Origin of the sequence: Yunchengibacter salinarum (assembly GCF_037658235.1) — a bacterium.
GTDB lineage: Bacteria > Pseudomonadota > Alphaproteobacteria > Sphingomonadales > Kordiimonadaceae > Yunchengibacter > Yunchengibacter salinarum.
This window is the reverse complement of the sequence record NZ_JBBJLN010000007.1, coordinates 180,272-197,748: the sequence shown is the minus strand read 5'-3', so window position 1 is coordinate 197,748 and position 17,477 is coordinate 180,272. Positions and strand designations below refer to the sequence as shown.

Sequence of the window (17,477 nt, the reverse complement as noted above, 5' to 3'; positions counted from 1 at the left end):
CTAGCTGGCCCGCGCTTGCAGCCCGCCATTGAGATATTTGGTGCGGGCCTTGGACCGGCTGAGCTTGCCGGAACTGGTGCGGGGCAGGCTGCGGGGTGGTACCAGCTCGATCATGCAGATGATGCCGGTTTCCTTTTGCACCAGGCGTTTCATCTCGTCGATGAAACGGGCGCGTTCATTGCTGTCCGTCATACCGCAATGGGCCAGGATCAGGGGCACTTCCTCCCGGTTTTCGCCGGGAATGGAAATGGCGGCCACGTCACCGGGGCGCACGCCGGGCATTTGTTCCGCCGCCCATTCTATATCCTGCGGCCAATGGTTGCGGCCATTGACGATGATCATGTCCTTTGCGCGGCCAACGATGAACAGGTCGCCGTCCTTGAGATACCCCATGTCGCCGGTGTCCAGCCAGCCGTCGTCGCTGAGCACGGCGCGGGTGGCATCCGGGTCGTTGAAATAGTCCCGCATGACGGATGTGCCGCGCAGATAGACCTTGCCCACGCCGCCTTCACCGAGGGTTTCGCCGTCCTCGGTGCGGATGGCCACATCGAATTCGGGAAGCGGCGTGCCGCAATTGACCACTTCGCGCATCCGCTGGCTGTCGCCGCTTGCCGCGCTGTCCTGCTCGCCGGACAGCAGCGCTTCTTCTTTCTGGTCGATCTCCACACCGCGGCCCGCCTTGCCGAAGCTGACGCCCAGCGTGCATTCCGCCAGGCCGTAGCTGGGCAGGAAGGCCCTGTCGTCAAACCCGATGGCGCTGAAGGTGTCGTGGAAGCCGCGCAGCACGTCGGGGCGGATCATGTCCCCGCCGATGCCGGCCACCCGCCAGGTGGTCAGGTCCAGCTCGTCGAGCGCCTTGGCGCGCAGCGCCGCGCGGCGCGTGCAGATGTCATAACCGAAGGTGGGGCTGTAGGAGATGGTCCCCCTGTTGGCGGTGATCACCCTGAGCCAGCTCAGCGGGCGCCGGGCGAATTCTTCCGTGGGGATGAAGTCCACCGATACCTGGTTGGTCAGCGTGGTCAGGAAGGTGCCGACCAGCCCCATGTCGTGATAAAAGGGCAGCCAGCTTACGCAGCGGTCCCCGTCCTGCATCTGCACGCCGTGATAGCCCATGCCGAATGTATTGGCGATCAGCGAGCGGTGAGTGATGGAGATGCCGTGCGGGAAACGGGTGCTGCCGCTGGAATATTGCAGATATGTCAGATCGTCCGCCGTGAGCTTCGCCAGCCCGCCCGATGCATCGGTGGCCTGTTCCAGATCGAAGCGGGAGCCGGAAAAGGCGATGTCCAGCCCGTCGGCGGTCTGCTTGATGATGTCGGCCATGAAATCCGGCCCGACCACGCCGCGCGCGCCGCAACTGGTAAGCTGGGCGGTCAACTGGCTAACATAGCCTTCCTTGCCACCGAACGAGGTGGGCAGGGGCAGCGGCACCGGCAGCACACCCGCATACTGACAGCCGAGAAAGGTTTCCACGAAAGCCACATTGGTTTCGGCGATCAGGGCCAGCCGGTCGCCTTTCCTGAAGCCGAGCCCGGTGAGCTTTCGCCCCAGCATTTCCGCGCTGTCCCGAAGCTGCGCCCAGGTGCGGCTGTCCACCAGGTCGCCGCGCGCATTATAGAAATTGGTGCCCCTTTGTCCGCGCGCGGCATATTCCAGCGCGTCCACAAGGGTATCGAAATCCGAAAAGCGCCGCGGCAGGGTCGCATCGTTGGTAGGTGTGATGGTCGGTGTATCAGTCATACTATCGGCAGCCCCGGCGATCATTCCTATCCGGCCTTTCGGCGCCCTGCAAGAGGCAGGATCTTCCCGAAACCCGGTCTGAGACGGCACGCGCCCCGTTCCAGACCTTGAAACACAGGCACCCTGAACCCGGCCACCGGGTTCAGGCTTCAGTCATTTGGTCCCGAACCCAAGCCCCGGACTCAGGCGTCAGACCCGAACCCAAAACATCAGGGCGCGTGATCAGCCATCATCATGTGGCGAAATGATGGCGTCGCGCCCCATTAGAAAAGCACCGCCCAAGGGCTTCAAGTTCTTTCTGCGGCGGTTGTGCGTGATCCGGCTCCAGCGGTGCCGGTGATTAGCCGCCCTCGCGCATTGGTGCAAGCCAAAACTGTTCCGGGGCGCCTTTCCGCATCATCATGGTGCTGTACAAGGGGCCTTGAGCGTGGCCGGTCAGGCGCGTAAACAGGATGGATCATGACAGATACCGAAGCCGCCAGGGGGGCGCATTCCCCGCTCGATCCCGTTCGTTTGAAAGCCGCCACGCCCGGCGCGGCCAACCGTTTGCATCTGGATAATGCCGGGGCCGCATTGATGCCGGAGTCGGTGATCTCCGCGCTGACGGACCATATCGCGCTGGAAGCCCGCGTGGGCGGCTATGTGGCGCAGGAGCGAGTCGCGGATCGGCTGGCGGCGCTGTATCCCCGGCTGGCGGCGCTGTTCGGCGGCGCGGCGGATGACTATGCCTTCACCGCCAGCGCGGTGGATGCCTGGACCCGTGCCTTCTACAGCGTGCCTATGGCGGCGGGCGACAATCTGGTCACCGCTTATAATGATTATTGCAGCAATTATGTGGCCTATTTGCACCGCGCCGAGCGGGACGGCGTGGAGATTCGCGTGGCGGGGTCGCCGGGCAGCGGCATAACGGACGCGGACGTGGCCCGCCTGATTGACAGGCGCACCCGGCTGGTGAGCCTGAGCCATGTGCCCTCATCCAGCGGGGAGGTGAATCCGGTGGCGGCCATCGGCGCGGTGTGCCGTGCGGCGGATGTGCCGTTTCTGCTGGATGCCTGCCAGAGCGCGGGGCAGTTGCCGCTGGACGTGGCGCGGATCGGCTGCCACATGATGACGGGCACCGGGCGAAAATTCCTGCGCGGGCCGCGAGGCACCGGCTTTTTATATGTGCGCGCCGATATGCGGGAACGCCTGTTGCCGGTGATGCTGACCAACACCACCGGCTGGGTGGCGCAGGACCGCATTCAGATACCCGATTCCACCCGCATGTTTGAAGCATGGGAGCGCAGCGTGGCCGGGCAACTGGGCTTGCTGGCGGCACTGGACGGGCTGTGGGCCACCGGGCCGCAGGCGGTTCATGACCGGATCGCGGCGCTGGCCGAAAGGCTCCGGCGCGGGCTTGCCGCCCTTGAGGGGGTGGAGATGGGCTGCCCTGAGGGGGCGTCCGCCGGAATCGTCACCTTCACACTGGCAGGCCGGTCTCCTCAGCAGGTCAAGGCGGCGCTGGAGGCCGAGGATATCGCGGTGCAGGTGGCCTCCGTGGCGCATACAAGGCGCGATCTGGAGCCGCGCGGCATTGACAGCCTGGTTCGGGTTTCCCCCCATGTCTATGTGCTGGAGGCGGAGATTGACCGCTTTCTGGACCGGGTGGCGGCGTTGTGAGCCGGGACGCGCCCACAGACGGCGAAGCCGGGGCCGACCGGGTGCGCGCGGAGGGGGCGGGGGGAAAGCCCGTTACCCCCGCATATCTGGAGCGGGCGGCGCTGCATTATCTGGGCCGCTTCATGGCCAGTCGTGCGCGGCTGGAAGACGTGTTGCTGCGGAAAGTGCAAAGGCGCACCGGGCTGTGGGAGATCAGCGCCGAGCACCGGCAGGCCGTCGCCGCGGTGGTGAGCAAATGCGCGGAACTGGGTTATGTGGACGATGCCGCTTTCGCCCGCGTGCGGGCGCGCAGCCTGCTGGGCCGGGGCAAGCCGCCGCGACAGATCGCGATGGACCTGAAACAGAAGGGTGTGGACGAGGCGGAGGCGCAGGCGGCGCTTGCCGCCCTAGATGCGGAGACCGAGGAACCCTTGCCCCGCGAGGCGGCGGTGGCCTATGCCCGGCGGCGGCGTTTCGGGCCGTTTCGCCGGAACCCGGATGTGCCGCTTGAGCCGGAGCGCCGGGACCGGCAGATCAAGTCCATGATGCGGGCCGGGTTCGGCCCCGATCTGGCGATTCCGCTGGTGGATGCCACCGACCCGGATCATCCTCTGCCAGAGGAATACTGACCCCAGGCGTGACCCCGGTTCGCCTTCAGCCGGGCCAGATCGCCGGGCCGGTCCACATCGAATATGGCGGTTTCGTCCCACGGTGCCCGGTCCAGCAGGGCTGACCAGCGCGTCAGCAGGCGGCGGGCGCCGTTTTCACCCGTCATCTGGCGCAGTCGGGGCAGGGCGCGGGCGGGCCAGATCACCGGATGGCCGGGCACGCCTTCATGGACCGGGCGCACTATCCGGTGCGGGCGATGGCGGCGCAGCATTTCATCCAGCAATGCGTGGTTTATCAAAGGCATGTCGGCGGGCTGGATCGCCACCGCCTGATCGGGCGGCGCCGCGCGGGCACCGGCTTTGAGGCTGGCGGCCATGCCCGCACCGGGCGCCGGTGCCGATATGCAGCGGCATTTCAGCCCTTTCAGGGCGCGCCGCAGGGCGGCGCCGTCCGCGCCTGTGACGATGATCACCGGATCGAAAGCCGGATGAGTCGCATAACACGCCACCACATGGCGGATCAGCGCCTGCCCGCCAACGGGCGCGCGCAGCTTGCCGCCCCCGAAGCGCCGCCCCCGACCCGCGGCGGGAATGAGCGCGGTGATCCGGCGTGTCATGAGGTCTCTCCGGGGGTCTTTTCGGCAGTTTCCCCGGCAGGGTTTTCCGTCGCTCTATCAGGGCGCCGGGGAACAATCCGTGTGCGGTATGCGCGGATCATGTCCGCCTGAATGGACACGGCGATTTCAGCCGGGGTGGCGGCCTGAATGTCCAGCCCCACCGGCCCGTGGATGCGATCCAGCTCGTCTTGATCGAAGCCGGCTCCGGCCAGCCGCTCCAGCCGACGGGCGTGGGACTTCCGCCCACCCAGCGCCCCGATATAAAAGGCCGGGCCGCCCAGTGCGCACCACAGGGCCGCATCGTCGATCCTGGGTTCATGGGTCAGGGCCACCAGCGCGCTGTGCCGGTCCAGCGGGTGCGCGGCGAGCCAGTCATCGGGCCAGTCTTCCACCAGGGTGGCTTCCGGGATGGGGCCGCTGTCCACAAAGGCGCCGCGCGGGTCCAGCACGGTTGTCCGCCAGTCGCACCGCGCGGCCATGGGCGCCAGGTGGCGGGCAATGTGCACCGCGCCCACGATTACCAGATGGGGGCTGGGGCGAATGGGCAGGGCGAGCGATGTGGGGGCGGCGCGCGCGGAATCTTTCCACAGCACGGGGGTGTGGCTGTGGCACCCCGATTCAAGCCGCGCCGACCCGTCATTCAGGTTCAGGTGCAGGGTGGCGCCCTGTCGTTCGGTCAGGGCGGTCAGCGCGGCCTGCACCGCCCCGGCGTTTTCCGGGCCCAGACAGATCAGCGCCACCTGAAGCTGCCCGCCGCAGGCCAGGCCAACGGCGAAGGCATCCGTGTCGGATACGGAAAAATCCAGAAGCAGGGCGCGGTCCCCAGGTGTCAGGCGCGCCGCTTCCGCCATGACGCTGCCTTCCACACAGCCGCCGGACAGCGACCCCACCACGCGGCCATCCCCGTGCAGGGCCATCAGGCTGCCGGGCTGGCGGGGGGCCGAGCCCCAGGTGGCGACCACCACGCCCAGAACGGCGCTGTCGCCAGCGACAAGCCAGTCATGAAGGGCGGCCAGTTCCTGATGCATGGGACTCTCCACGGGTGACGGGAATACCGGGAGCAAGACGCTAATCGCTGACCCGGCCCGCGGCAAGGGCGGGCGCGTTCCTGTATCCTTTCTTGATCTTGACCCCGACTGGCGATAAAAGCCGAAATAACGGGGTCCGGCGCGGGATGGCGTTTCGGGCTGTGGAGGGGCACGGGGCAGTGCCACACCAATTCAAAACAAGGGGACCAGTCCTATGGCGTTGTTTTCCAACCCGGCGGGGAGGAACTTCCTCGGTAAGTCGCCGATCTGGTATAAATGGACCATTCTGGCATTTCTCGTCATCAATCCGTTCCTGAACATGTGGAACCCTTACATGGCGGGCTGGATTCTGGTGCTGGAATTCATTTTCACACTCGCCATGGCCCTGAAATGCTACCCGCTGCAACCCGGCGGGCTGTTGGCGCTGGAGGCCCTGTTCATGGGCATGACCAGCCCGGAAACGGTCTATCATGAAATTCAGGGCGGCCTGCCGGTGATTCTGCTGCTGGTCTTCATGGTGGCGGGGATCTACTTCCTTCAGGGGCTGTTGCTGTTCCTGTTCACCAAGCTGATCTGCCGGGTGCCCAACAAGCTGGCCCTGTCGCTGATGTTTTCCGCCTCGGCGGCGATTCTGTCCGCCTTTCTGGATGCGCTGACGGTGACCGCGGTGGTGATCACCGTGTCGGTGGGGTTCTATTCCATCTATCACAAGGTGGCCTCCGGCAAGGATTTCCACCACAGCCATGATCATGGCGACGATGAACAGGTGGATCAGCTCAACCGCTATGATCTGGAAGGTTTCCGGGCGTTCCTGCGCAGCCTGATGATGCACGCTGCGGTGGGCACGGCGCTCGGCGGTGTGATGACCCTAGTGGGCGAGCCGCAGAACCTGCTGATCGGGGAGCGGGCCAATTGGGATTTCATCGAATTCTTCTTCCGCATGGCGCCCGTATCGCTGCCGGTATTCGTGGTGGGCCTGCTGACCGTCATCATGCTGGAGAAAACGGCCATAGTGGGGTACGGCGCCAAGCTGCCGCCCAAGGTGCTGAAAATCCTTCAGGACTATGACGCCTATCAGGATGAGCGCCGCACCCGCGAAGAGCGCGCGGGCCTGGTGGCGCAGGGGCTTGTGGCCGTCTGGCTGGTGATCGGCCTGATGTTCCACATGGCCGAGGTGGGGCTGATCGGGCTCAGCGTGATCGTGCTGGCCACCACCTTCCTGGGCGTAACGGAAGAGCACCGTATCGGCCATGCCTTTGAGGAGGCACTGCCCTTTACCTCGTTGCTGGTGGTGTTCTTTGCCGTGGTGGCCGTGATCGCGGATAACAATCTGTTCAAGCCCGTGACCGATTTCGTCTTCAGCCTGGACGGGTCGCAGCAGATTTCCACGCTGTATGTGGCAAACGGGTTCCTGTCCGCCATTTCAGACAATGTGTTCGTGGCCACGGTCTATGTGAACGAAACAGCCGAGGCGCTGGCCAATGGCATAATCGATCGCGACACCTTCGACATGATGGCCGTGGCGATCAATACGGGCACCAATATCCCCAGCGTTGCCACGCCGAACGGGCAGGCCGCTTTCCTGTTCCTGCTGACCAGCGCGCTGGCGCCGCTAATCCGTCTCAGCTATATGCGCATGGTGATCATGGCCTTCCCCTATACGGTGACCATGGCGATCACCGGTTTCCTGGCCGTGGTCTATCTGTTGGAGCCAGCCACCGAATACATGTATGACGCGCACCTGATCGAGCATCATACCGAACTGCCGGGAGAGGCTTCTGAAGGGGGCCACTAGTCTCGGCGCTGCCATGTGCAAGGCCGGCCTCCCAGGTGGGGCCGGCCTTTTTTCGTGATGGGCTGATCGGGGCCGAATGGGGTGATTTCCGCGGTTTGCCGTGCGGTTAACCCTGTCCGGGGCCGGGCATATTAACCGTGTTTTGACTTGTATTCTGGTTAAGGAATGGTAAACTCCGTCACAAATTGTTGAAAGTGTGTGATGTGGGGATCCTGATGATGGACGACCAAACCGGGGGCGCCGTCGCGCCTGAGAAGGACGAGGCCGATTGTATCGAGTTGACCGGTCGTGTGAAATGGTTCGACGCCGTCAAGGGGTACGGATTCATTGTGCCGGAAGATGGCAGTGGCGACGTGCTTCTCCATTTCTCCGTGTTGCGGGAAGTGGGCCGCCGTTCCGTGCCCGAAGGAACCACCGTGCGCTGCGAGGCGGCGCAGCGGGAGCGTGGCCTTCAGGCTGTCAATGTGATCACCATTGATCTGTCCACCGCCGTCACCCCGGAAGATCTGGGGCGGTCCTCATTTTCCCATCCCGGCATGAATGTGGATGTGGCCGATGAATTCGAGGATGTGACGGTGAAGTGGTTCAATCGCACGCGGGGGTATGGCTTTGTCTCTCGCGGGGATGGCAGCCAGGACATTTTCGTGCACATTGAAACCCTGCGCCGCGCTGGCCTGACGGACCTTGATCCCGGCCAGCCCGTGCGTGTGCGGATCGGCTCGGGCGAACGCGGCCCGCTGGTGGCGCAGATCGCATTGCCGGGGGACGCCTGATCCTGTTCACGGCGCGGGTGCGGGGCCTGTCCCTTGCCTATTGTGCGCCGTGACGGCACTGTGTCCGTGACATTCAACACGGGACACATCATGAGCGCCTTATTCACTCGGACTCGTCATTTATTTCTGTCAGCCGCTCGTTTTGCGGCGCTGGTGCTGCTTGCGGCCAGTCTTTCGGGCCCTGCGTCGGCGCCACTTTCCGCGGCGGAGCCGACCCCTGAAGCGGCGATCGAGCCAACGCCTGATCGGGCGGTGGTGGTCGCCGGGGATGGCAGCCGTCATGCCTTCACCGTGGAACTGGCGCGCGACCCGGAAAGCCGGGCACAGGGCCTAATGTATCGGCGGTCGCTGGATGACGGCAAGGGCATGTTGTTCCTGTTCCCGGATGCCGAGCGGCGCAGCTTCTGGATGCGCAACACCTATATCCCGCTGGACATTCTTTTCATTCGCGCGGGCGGGCGCATTGCCAATGTGGTGGCCAATGCCCGGCCACGCACGGACACGCCCCGCCGCTCGCGCGGGCGCGCCGTGGCGGTGCTGGAGATTCGGGGCGGCCTCGCCGAAGAATTGGGGATAGAAGCGGGGGACCGTGTATTGCACCCCTATATCAACGAGCCGGGCAAGGCCTGGTGAGCGGGCCCGAACCGGGAGAGGGGCGGGTGGCCGATGCGGCCATGGTCGCGCGCGCCCGCCCGCCGCACGGCTATGAACCTATCGTGTCCAACTCCGCCTTTGGCTGGCATGTGGGGCCGCTTTTTGAGCGGCCGCATCAGGGGGGCGCGGTCGAGCGAGGCTTTCGTGTGGATGACTGCCACATCAATGCGGGCGGTATCTGCCACGGCGGCATGATGATGACCTTTGCCGATATTCTGTTGTCCGCGGCGGTGATGCGGGTGATCGCGCCGCCTTTTGTAACGGTGCGCCTGACCACGGATTTCATCGGCCCGGCCCGCCATGATCAATGGGTCAGCGGGCGCGCCCATGCCCGGCCAATGCGGGATAAGGACGGTGAGAGCGATCTGGTGGCGGTGGATGGCACGGTCATGGCGGAAGATGCCGTTGCGGCGCGCATCAACGCCGTTTTCAAGGCTCTGCGGCGCCGGTAAGCCGGTGGCGGGGGGAATTTTGTCTTGCCCGCGCGCCGGTAAATCCTTAATACATCTTCCAGTCGGGGAGTGGCGCAGCCTGGTAGCGCACCAGTTTTGGGTACTGGGGGTCGCTGGTTCAAATCCAGTCTCCCCGACCAGTTCGGGCGGTGCGCGTCCGGTGATGTGCCCCAGGTCACGGCGAAGGAAAATGGCATGAAAGCACGCATTTATCGTCCGGCCAAAACGGCCATGCAGTCCGGCACCGCCAATACCCGCAAATGGGTGCTGGAATATGAACCGGAAGAGCCCAAGCGCCTTGACCCCCTGATGGGATGGACCGGCTCCGGCGACATGCGCCGCCAGATCAAGCTGAAATTCGATACGCGGGACGAAGCGATACAATACGCCAAACGTTATGACATCCCGCACGAGGTGCTGCCGGAACATCGCCGCCGCACCATCATCAAGGCCTATGCGGACAATTTCAAATAAGGCCACGGCCTGGGGCGATCACCGCCCCCGATCCCCGGCTCCTGGCCTGTTTCACCCCCTCCAAAGCGCCCGTAGCTCAGCCGGATAGAGCAGGAGTCTTCTAAACTCAAGGTCGCAGGTTCAAGTCCTGCCGGGCGCGCCATTTTCTTCATAAAAATCAAGTTCTTGTCGCTTAACCATGGCGCGGCAAAATTATCTCCTGCGCCCGGTAAGCAATAGGTCAGCAGACGGCGCTGGCATCATGACCGCTCTGGCAGGGTCTCTCGTCGGGACTTGGCAGGCGGGGCGTGAAGCGTCAGAACGTGCTGGACAGGGGACGAAAGAGACTCGGTACCGGGTTCGACTCGACCGGGTTGGACAGCCGAATTCTAATCCGCGCCGGCCCATATGGGGTCGGTCAGGGGGTGGCGGACATATGGGGCTCATATATCGGCAGTGTCATTCAGGCTGTCGGCCTCCCTGAACCACCCCGGTTTTGCCGGTGGCTCCAACGCTTGAGTAGACAGGCGCGGAAAGGAGCCGAAGATGAGCAAGCCAAACAAAGTCCATTCCCCGGAGGTCCGCGAGCGGGCGGTTCGGATGGTGCGCGAGCATGAAGCCGAGTATCCGTCCCGGTGGGTGACGATCGTGTCGGTCGCGTGAAGCTGTTTTGCCCGTGATGGGGGTGTGGTCTTCAGGGTCTTGATGCGCGGGATTGGGCTTTTTTGTCTGGTCTGGTACCCTGTGCCGTGGCATTGATCGTCCTGTGTTGTGACGTTGTTTTGAGGAGAGTTGCTGTGCGTATGGCACGATCGATCGGTCTGGCGCTGGTATTCGGCCTGATGGCGAGCGTTGGCGGCGCGCGGGCTGATACACTTTATATGGGGCTGGCGGCGCAGGATTACCCGCCTTTTTATTACCGTGCCGAGGGGCGTTATGAAGGCGCCGCCGTGGAACTGGCCCGTGCGGCCGCGGATCGGCTGGGTCATGAGTTGGTCTTTCAACGCTATAATTTCGCCCGCCTTCAGCAATTGCTGCGTGTTGGTGAGGTGGACGGCCTGATCCTTTACTTCCGCTCACAAGATCGGGAAAAGGGCGCCGTTTATGTGGATGAGTCCCACATCAGCGAAACCAGTTCCGTATTTGTGCGCGCTGATGCCGATGTGGCGTTTGACGGGGACCTGTCCGTGCTTGATGGCAAGCGTGTGGCGCGGGTGCGGGGGTATTATCACGGTGCCGCCTTTGCCGAGGCTTCGGAGATCGACAAGCAGAATGTGCGGGACGAGGAAGCCCTGATCCGCGCGGTTCTGGATGGCAGTGTGGATGCGGGCGTAGGCAACCGTCCGGCCCTGATGTTTCATGCCCGGCTGATGGAGGTGGCGGATCAGTTGCGGTTCCTGACCCCGGTGATCGACCGGGCGCCGGATTATATCGCCTTTTCGCCGCAATTGTCGGGTTCGCAGGCTCTTGCGAAGGACTTTACGCAAGCCATTCGTGTCATAAAGCAGAGCCCGCGCTATGACGCGATCCTTGAGAAATACGGTTTCACCCCGGCGGAGGATGCGGGCGGCTAGATCTGGTCCATGCCCTGCCAGCCCACCACCTTGAACACATGGCGAATATCATCCGCCGTGAAGCGTAGCCGCTTTTCAGGGTTCGTCTGGCGCAGCACGAGCGCTTCATGGCTGCGGCTTTCAAGGAACTTGATATAGCCCGTGTGATAACGGGTTTCCACCAGCACCAGATCGCCGCTGGCAGCCGTGGGGCGCGGGTCCACATGCACCAGGTCCCCGCCCCTGAGCAGTGGCGCCATGCTGTCGCCCGTGATGAATACCGCAAAGGCTTCCGCCACATGGTCGAGACCGCTGGGCCGCCGTGCCCAGCCGATCGGGCCTTCCCCCAGGATCAGCGCGCCGTCCTCACCGCCCTGGGCGCGCCCCAGAACGGGCAGGGTGCGCTGAATGCGACGTGGCCGGGTGCCGGGCAGGCCGCGGCGGCGAAGGCTGCGCGTTCCGCGACCCGCCCCCGGTCCCCCGCGCCGGGGGGCGTGATCACAGGGCCTGAAGGCCGGTGTCGAGGCGGATGATCCTGCCGCCGCGCCATTGTGTGGTGCCGTCAGTTTTCGGGGCGCATCCCTGTGATGGCTGGTGAAGGGGGGTAAAACTGACATAAGCGGCATCCTTTACTGAAACACGTGCGTTGCTGAACCTTTATAGAACATATCAAGAACACTTATGCGTGCAACGGATTTATCAGGCTGAGGGGGTGCTTGATCCGCATGGGGTGGCACAGCCATTGCATCACTATGGCCGAACCAGATCGGTACGGGCTGGTGCGGCGCCCACAATGACGGGGCGCGGCAAGCCTTGCCGACACCGGGGAAGGACCTGCCGCCCGGCAGATGCCCATATCCCAGCGGGAGAGATCAATGGCCTTGAATTCCATTCTGGACACAGCCCTGACCGGCCTTCAGGCCAGCCAGACGGCCATCCGCACCACGTCCAACAATGTGGCCAATGTGAACACGCCCGGATTCCGCCGTCTGGAAGTTCAAACAGAGGCGAATATCACGGGCACCCAGGCCAATGGGGTGAAGGTTTCCGGGATCGAGCGCGTGGTGGATGAGTTTCTGGAAAAGGCCGCGCGCACCGCTTCTTCCAACCGCTACGAATTTACCGCTCAGCGGGAAATCCACGATCAGTTGCAGGGCTTTCTGGGCAAACCGGATGGTCAGAGTTCGCTTTCGTCACGGATCGACCGGGTGTTCGGCGCCATGGCCGATCTGTCGCTCAGCCCCACCGATACCATTCGCCGCCAGCAGACCGTGACCAACCTTCAGGGCTTTCTGGGGGATGTGGACCGTTTGCAGGACAGCGTGCAGCAATTGCGCGGTGAAGCCAGTGAGCGCATGGTGGATTCGGTTGATCAGATCAACGGTCTGCTGCGGGAAATCCATGACCTGAACCCGCTTCTGGCGGAGGCCAGCACCAGCCTGGACGGGCAGGGCAGCGTGGAAAACCAGATGGCGCGGGCCCTGAGCGACCTTTCCGAGTTCATTGATATCAATTCGTCGCGCCAGGCCGGTGGCACGTTCCGGGTGACCACCGGTTCCGGCATGGTGCTGGTGGATCAGACCCTGCGGCAGCTTGAATACAATGCGCCGGGCATTTCCAATGCCGAGACCATTTTTCCCAATGTGGAAATGTTCGAGGTGAACCCGGATACCCTGGCCAAGGAAGACCCCGCCGGTACCGATCTGGCGCCGCATATCCGCTCCGGGCGGTTGAAGGGTCTGCTGGATGTGCGCGATGAGCAGCTTGTTGACCTGTCCGAGGCGCTGGGTGAGATGGGCGCCAGGGTCAAGGACGAATTCAACGCCATCCACAATGATTTCAATACCGTGCCGCCGCCCAATTCGCTGACCGGCAAGCAGACCGCCATTCAGGGAAATCATGATCTGAATTTCAGCGGGGCGATGACCTTGAACGTGCTGGATGGCAGCAATCAGATCACCGATCAGGTAACGGTGGATTTCGATGCGGGCACGGTGAACGGCACGGCCATTCCGAACGGGGCGAACGCCAGTTTCAACGATCTGATCGCCACGGTGAACGGGGCCGCCGGTTTCAACGGCGCGGCCACGCTGTCCCTGACCAATGGGGTGATGAGCCTGACCGCCGCCAATGCCAATGACGGCGTGGTGATCGATGATGTGGACGGCAATGAGAGCAGCCGGGCGGGGCGCGGCTTTTCACACTTTTTCGGCATGAACGATCTGATCACGTCGGACAGCGACGGCATTTTTGAGCCGGGCCTGTCGGGCACGGACGATCTGGGCACGAGTGGCGGGGACATCAATCTGCGGGTCGCCGGGGAGAACAATCGGGAACTGACCCAGGTGGCCATCACGCTGGGGGCCGGCAGCACGGTCAATGATCTGGTGTCGGCCTTGAACAGCCCGGCCAACGGCCTGAACAATTTCTTCACCTTCAGCCTTGATGGCAATACCGGCAAGATCAGCTACGAGCCTGTGGCGGGGCGGGAAAATGTCCGCCTGCAAACGGTGACGGACACCACCGATATGGGCGGCACCGGCCAGCGTGTGTCCGAGACATTCGGGCTGGATACCGCCTTTCGGGCCACGGCGGCGCGGGACTTGCGGGTACTGGATCGCATTCAGGATTCACCGGACCAGCTTTCCCTGGCCAAGTTTGACGACACTGGCGGCGTTGGCGCCACCGGCCTCACATCGGGGGACCAGCGCGGTGCCCTGGCATTTCAGCGGGCAGAAACCTCCCTGGTGCAATTTGCCGAGGCGGGGGAATTGCGGCAGACCAATGTGACCATGTCGCAATATGTGGGCAATTTTCTGGGCAATGCGGGCCTGATGGGCGCGCGCGCGGAAAACCTGGAAGAGGACAATCAGGCGCTTCAGCTTGAACTGGAAGAACGCAATGCCGATGTGTCCGGCGTGAATATGGACGAGGAACTGGCCAATCTGGTCACTTATCAGAACAGCTATAATGCGGCGGCACGGGTGTTGTCGTCGGTTCAGGAGCTGTTCGACAGTCTGTTGTCCGCAGTCTAGCATCAAAAATCGGCATGGAATGTGCATAGCCTGATACAGCATCAGGAGACGTTGCCATGGTTTCACGGATTTCCAGCTTCGGTCAGCAGCAGAACCTGCTTCAGGCCATTCAGCAGAACCAGCGCCGGGTGTTCGAGGCGCAGGAACAGATTTCCACCGGCAAGAAAACGGATGAATTCCGGGGGCTTGCGGGGAAGGTCAATACACTGCTTGGGTCCGAGAGTTTCCGGTCGCGCATCCAGACATATCAGCGATCCATCGATACGGTGGTGGGCAAGCTGGACGCCAATGATGTGCAACTGGGCAGCATCATCGACACCATGGGGCGCGTGAAGGATACGGTGGCCACCACGGTTGCCAATGACCAGGCGGAAGCCTTTGATCAGATGCTGGACCAGAGCTTCCGCTTCGTGACCAACGCGCTCAATACCAATTTTGACGGCACCTTCCTGTTTTCGGGCACCCAGTCCGGCCAGGCGCCAGTTCAGAACGGCACCTTGCAGGACTTCATCAACCGGGTGCAGGCGCGGATCGACGCCGATGGTGACGGCGTTGCGGATGATGTTGACGGGGACGGCACGCAGGATGTGTCCCTTCAGGATGCCATCCGGCAGGAGTTTTCCAATTCCGATGAAGCCTTTTCCGTGCGTGTGGCCGACAATGTGGACATTGAATTCGGCGTGCTGGCCGAGGATGTGGGCCTGGAAATCTTCGAGAGCTTCTACCGCCTTGGCAGCGGCGATCTGGACGGCGACGGCGTGAATGACGGCGACCCGGACTTTCCGATCACATCCGGCGAACTGACGGACGCCCAGTTCAGCTTCCTTCAGGGGGAGATCGGCTCGCTGGAATCCCGCATCGACAATATGCGCCAGATCCAGACCAATAACGGCTTCATCCAGAGCCAGATGGACACCATCCGCGAACAGCACCGGGATCGGGAGGTGTTTCTGGATGGCTTTATCGCCGATATCGAGGATGTGGACATGGCGGAGGCCATATCCCGTCTGCAAAATGATCAGGTGGCCCTTCAGGCGTCGTTCCAGTCCATCTCCACACTGTCCCAGCTTACATTGCTCAACTTCATCTGAGCGCATCGCATCGGGCTGGCTTTTTGGGCGCACCGAGGTGTTCCGGCGCGGCTTTTTTCGTGTTTCGGACCATGGCCCCCTTGCCGGGGCGGGGAGCTTGGCCTAACCATCAAGTGATCCGCGCCGCGCCGCGCGCCCTCGTCAGTCACCATGCGGGAGCCTTATGCCTGTCAGCGAGCACGACTTCAAACTGGGTATGCGCCGATTGGGCGGTGCCGTCACCATTGTCACCACCGCCCATAATGGCGTGCAGGGCGGGCTGACGGCCACCGCTGTCACGTCGCTATCGGCGCAGCCGCCCCGGCTGCTGGCCTGCATCAACCGGCAGGGCGGGTCGTACGGGCTTGTGTCCAACGGTCGGGTGATGGCGGTTAATGTGCTGGCGGAGCGGCATCAGGCGCTTGCGGAATGCTTTGCCGGGCTGGACGATACGCCGGAAAGTGACCGCTTCCGCAAGGGCGCCTGGCGTACCGGGGCGCTGGGCGTGCCGGTGCTGAGCGATGCACTGGTGGCGTTCGAATGCCGGGTGGAAAGCATTCTGGACGTGGGCAGCCACGGCGTCGTGATCGGCTCGATCGAGGCCGTGACCGCCCCGGAAAAGGGCGGCGCCCCCTTGTGCTATATGGATGGCGGCTGGGCGCACATGGTTCCGCGTCGCGGCGATTGAACCGCTTTTTTCCCCGCATCGCCGCGATTTTTCAGGATTTTTCCGCGCTGGTCCGGCACCCTGCCAGGCACCATATCTGGCGACTGGCGCTCTGCCGGGACTCCATATTTGGTGATCTTCCGGCGATCTTCTCAATCCCTTTGTGAAGGCCCACCCATAAACCCTTGAATCTGCCTCTGGAATCCGTAAAGTTAAAATTCTAGTCAATTCTGCCTAAAGCATTCGGGTGACGGGAGGGCGGTATGACGGACGACAAGATTGCCAGACTGTTGACCCTCGCGCGGGACCGTTCCCGCGAGGCGCGCGCCCATCTTGTGGATAATATCACCGACCTGTTCCTGTCCGACGAAGGCCGCCTGAGCGAGCAGGAGCGGGCGCTGATGTCCGACATTCTCGCCAAGCTGATCGATCAGGTGGAGCGCGACGTGCGCAAGCAACTGGCGGAGGCGCTGGCCCGTTCCGGCGCCGATTATCCCGATCTGGTGAAGCTGCTGGCGTCGGATGAGGTGGATATCGCCCGCCCCCTGCTTGAGAAAAGCACCCTGTTGCGAGACCCGGACCTGATCGAGATTGTGCGCATCCGCACGGACGAGCACCGGCTTGCCATCGCCATGCGGGAAGGGCTGAGCCAGCAGGTGAGCGATGCGCTGGTGGAATATGGCTCCGAAGATGTGATCGAGGCGCTGCTCAACAATGCGGATGCCCGGCTTTCCGCATCGGCCATGGAATATCTGGTGGCCGAAAGCCGCCGGGTGGATCGCTTTCAGGAACCCCTGCTGGGGCGGGATGATCTGCCGGGCGATCTGGCTTATCGCATGTATTGGTGGGTATCCGCCGCGCTGCGCCAGCGCATTCTGGACGATTTCGATGTGGACCCGCTGGTGGTGGAAAACGCCGTCAGCCGCGCCACCAGAACCGCCATTGTGGACCATAAAAGCAGCGACAGCGCCCGCGTGCGCGCCCAGAAGCTGGTGCGCCGGATGCGGGAAGGCGGGGAGTTGAGCATTTCGTTCCTGACCACGGCGCTCAGGCAACAGCGGGTGGCGGTGTTCGTGGCCGGGCTGGCGGAACTGGCGGGTATTACTTTCGAGACGGCGTGGCGGATATTTTCCGACACCAAGGGCCAGAGCTTCACCATTCTGGCCCGCGCCATCGGTATGGACCGCAACCAGTTCACCACGCTGGCGCTGCTGATCCTTCAGGCGCGGGACGGGTCCAACCCGCGGGAAACCGGGATATTGGCCAACATTTCCAAGCTGTTCCAGTCCGTGACCATGGAACAGGCAAAGGCGGCCTTGCAGGTGTGGCAGCGGGACAATGCCTATCAGAATGCGATCGAGGAACTGGAGCGCCTGAATAATAGAAGCGCCTGA

The 17,477-nt window shown here is 63.2% G+C and carries 16 protein-coding genes and 2 tRNA genes; 14 read left to right on the top strand and 4 right to left on the bottom strand.

Translation table 11 applies throughout. The features are described 5' to 3' along the window. A complete protein-coding gene (locus WGH93_RS09605; RefSeq protein ID WP_374764662.1) occupies positions 1-1,740 on the bottom strand; it encodes a fatty acyl-AMP ligase in 1,740 nt (579 codons plus the stop codon). 459 nt (positions 1,741-2,199) lie between these two features. On the opposite strand from WGH93_RS09605, the gene WGH93_RS09600 reads away from it, so the two are divergent. Together WGH93_RS09600 and WGH93_RS09595 are read left to right on the top strand one after the other, a co-directional pair. After that, positions 2,200-3,399 (top strand): aminotransferase class V-fold PLP-dependent enzyme, encoded by a 1,200-nt coding sequence (locus tag WGH93_RS09600; RefSeq protein WP_374764661.1) that lies wholly within the window; start codon positions 2,200-2,202, stop codon positions 3,397-3,399. Continuing rightward, entirely contained in the window at positions 3,396-4,007 is a 612-nt protein-coding gene (locus WGH93_RS09595) for a RecX family transcriptional regulator (RefSeq protein WP_374764660.1), read from the top strand. The genes WGH93_RS09600 and WGH93_RS09595 overlap by 4 nt, the downstream gene beginning before the upstream one ends. Here WGH93_RS09595 and WGH93_RS09590 read toward each other — a convergent pair. After that, complete coding sequence (locus tag WGH93_RS09590) at positions 3,983-4,603, bottom strand: nucleotidyltransferase family protein (protein ID WP_374764659.1); 621 nt, start codon at positions 4,601-4,603, stop codon at positions 3,983-3,985. The genes WGH93_RS09595 and WGH93_RS09590 overlap by 25 nt on opposite strands. Next, positions 4,600-5,631 (bottom strand): XdhC family protein, encoded by a 1,032-nt coding sequence (locus WGH93_RS09585; RefSeq protein WP_374764658.1) that lies wholly within the window; start codon positions 5,629-5,631, stop codon positions 4,600-4,602. Before WGH93_RS09585 ends, WGH93_RS09590 begins: the two co-directional genes overlap by 4 nt. Positions 5,632-5,845: 214 nt before the next feature. Here WGH93_RS09585 and nhaB point away from each other — a divergent pair, with 214 nt between their 5' ends. From nhaB to WGH93_RS09545, 8 genes are all read left to right on the top strand, one after another. Continuing rightward, positions 5,846-7,426, top strand: coding sequence for a sodium/proton antiporter NhaB (nhaB, locus tag WGH93_RS09580; RefSeq protein WP_374764657.1), 1,581 nt, complete (start codon positions 5,846-5,848; stop codon positions 7,424-7,426). A gap of 215 nt (positions 7,427-7,641) precedes the next feature. Next, on the top strand, positions 7,642-8,199 hold the full coding sequence (locus tag WGH93_RS09575; RefSeq protein ID WP_374764656.1) for a cold-shock protein: 558 nt from the start codon (positions 7,642-7,644) through the stop codon (positions 8,197-8,199). Between the two features lie 90 nt (positions 8,200-8,289). Further along, entirely contained in the window at positions 8,290-8,832 is a 543-nt protein-coding gene (locus WGH93_RS09570; RefSeq protein WP_374764655.1) for a DUF192 domain-containing protein, read from the top strand. After that, positions 8,829-9,305: a PaaI family thioesterase gene (locus tag WGH93_RS09565; RefSeq protein ID WP_374764654.1), complete on the top strand. Its 477-nt coding sequence runs from the start codon at positions 8,829-8,831 to the stop codon at positions 9,303-9,305. Before WGH93_RS09570 ends, WGH93_RS09565 begins: the two co-directional genes overlap by 4 nt. A 63-nt stretch (positions 9,306-9,368) precedes the next feature. Continuing rightward, a tRNA-Pro gene (locus tag WGH93_RS09560) sits at positions 9,369-9,445 on the top strand. 55 nt (positions 9,446-9,500) lie between these two features. After that, a complete protein-coding gene (locus WGH93_RS09555; RefSeq protein WP_374764653.1) occupies positions 9,501-9,779 on the top strand; it encodes an ETC complex I subunit in 279 nt (92 codons plus the stop codon). A gap of 65 nt (positions 9,780-9,844) precedes the next feature. Then, positions 9,845-9,921 (top strand) — tRNA-Arg (locus WGH93_RS09550). Positions 9,922-10,561: 640 nt separating this feature from the next. Continuing rightward, positions 10,562-11,332: a substrate-binding periplasmic protein gene (locus WGH93_RS09545; protein ID WP_374764652.1), complete on the top strand. Its 771-nt coding sequence runs from the start codon at positions 10,562-10,564 to the stop codon at positions 11,330-11,332. On the opposite strand, the gene WGH93_RS09540 is transcribed toward WGH93_RS09545, so the two are convergent. After that, positions 11,329-11,928, bottom strand: a complete 600-nt coding sequence (locus WGH93_RS09540) for a S24 family peptidase (RefSeq protein ID WP_374764651.1) — start codon at positions 11,926-11,928, stop codon at positions 11,329-11,331. The two genes, WGH93_RS09545 and WGH93_RS09540, sit on opposite strands and share 4 nt — an antisense overlap. A gap of 258 nt (positions 11,929-12,186) precedes the next feature. Between WGH93_RS09540 and flgK the strand changes: the two genes are divergently transcribed. The 4 genes from flgK to WGH93_RS09520 all read left to right on the top strand — a co-directional run bounded on the left by flgK (position 12,187) and on the right by WGH93_RS09520 (position 17,477). Continuing rightward, on the top strand, positions 12,187-14,346 hold the full coding sequence (gene flgK / locus WGH93_RS09535) for a flagellar hook-associated protein FlgK (RefSeq protein WP_374764650.1): 2,160 nt from the start codon (positions 12,187-12,189) through the stop codon (positions 14,344-14,346). Between the two features lie 56 nt (positions 14,347-14,402). Beyond that, on the top strand, positions 14,403-15,437 hold the full coding sequence (locus WGH93_RS09530) for a flagellin N-terminal helical domain-containing protein (protein WP_374764649.1): 1,035 nt from the start codon (positions 14,403-14,405) through the stop codon (positions 15,435-15,437). A 163-nt stretch (positions 15,438-15,600) separates the two neighbouring features. Next, positions 15,601-16,104: a flavin reductase family protein gene (locus WGH93_RS09525; RefSeq protein ID WP_374764648.1), complete on the top strand. Its 504-nt coding sequence runs from the start codon at positions 15,601-15,603 to the stop codon at positions 16,102-16,104. A gap of 242 nt (positions 16,105-16,346) precedes the next feature. Further along, on the top strand, positions 16,347-17,477 hold the full coding sequence (locus WGH93_RS09520) for a DUF2336 domain-containing protein (protein WP_374764647.1): 1,131 nt from the start codon (positions 16,347-16,349) through the stop codon (positions 17,475-17,477).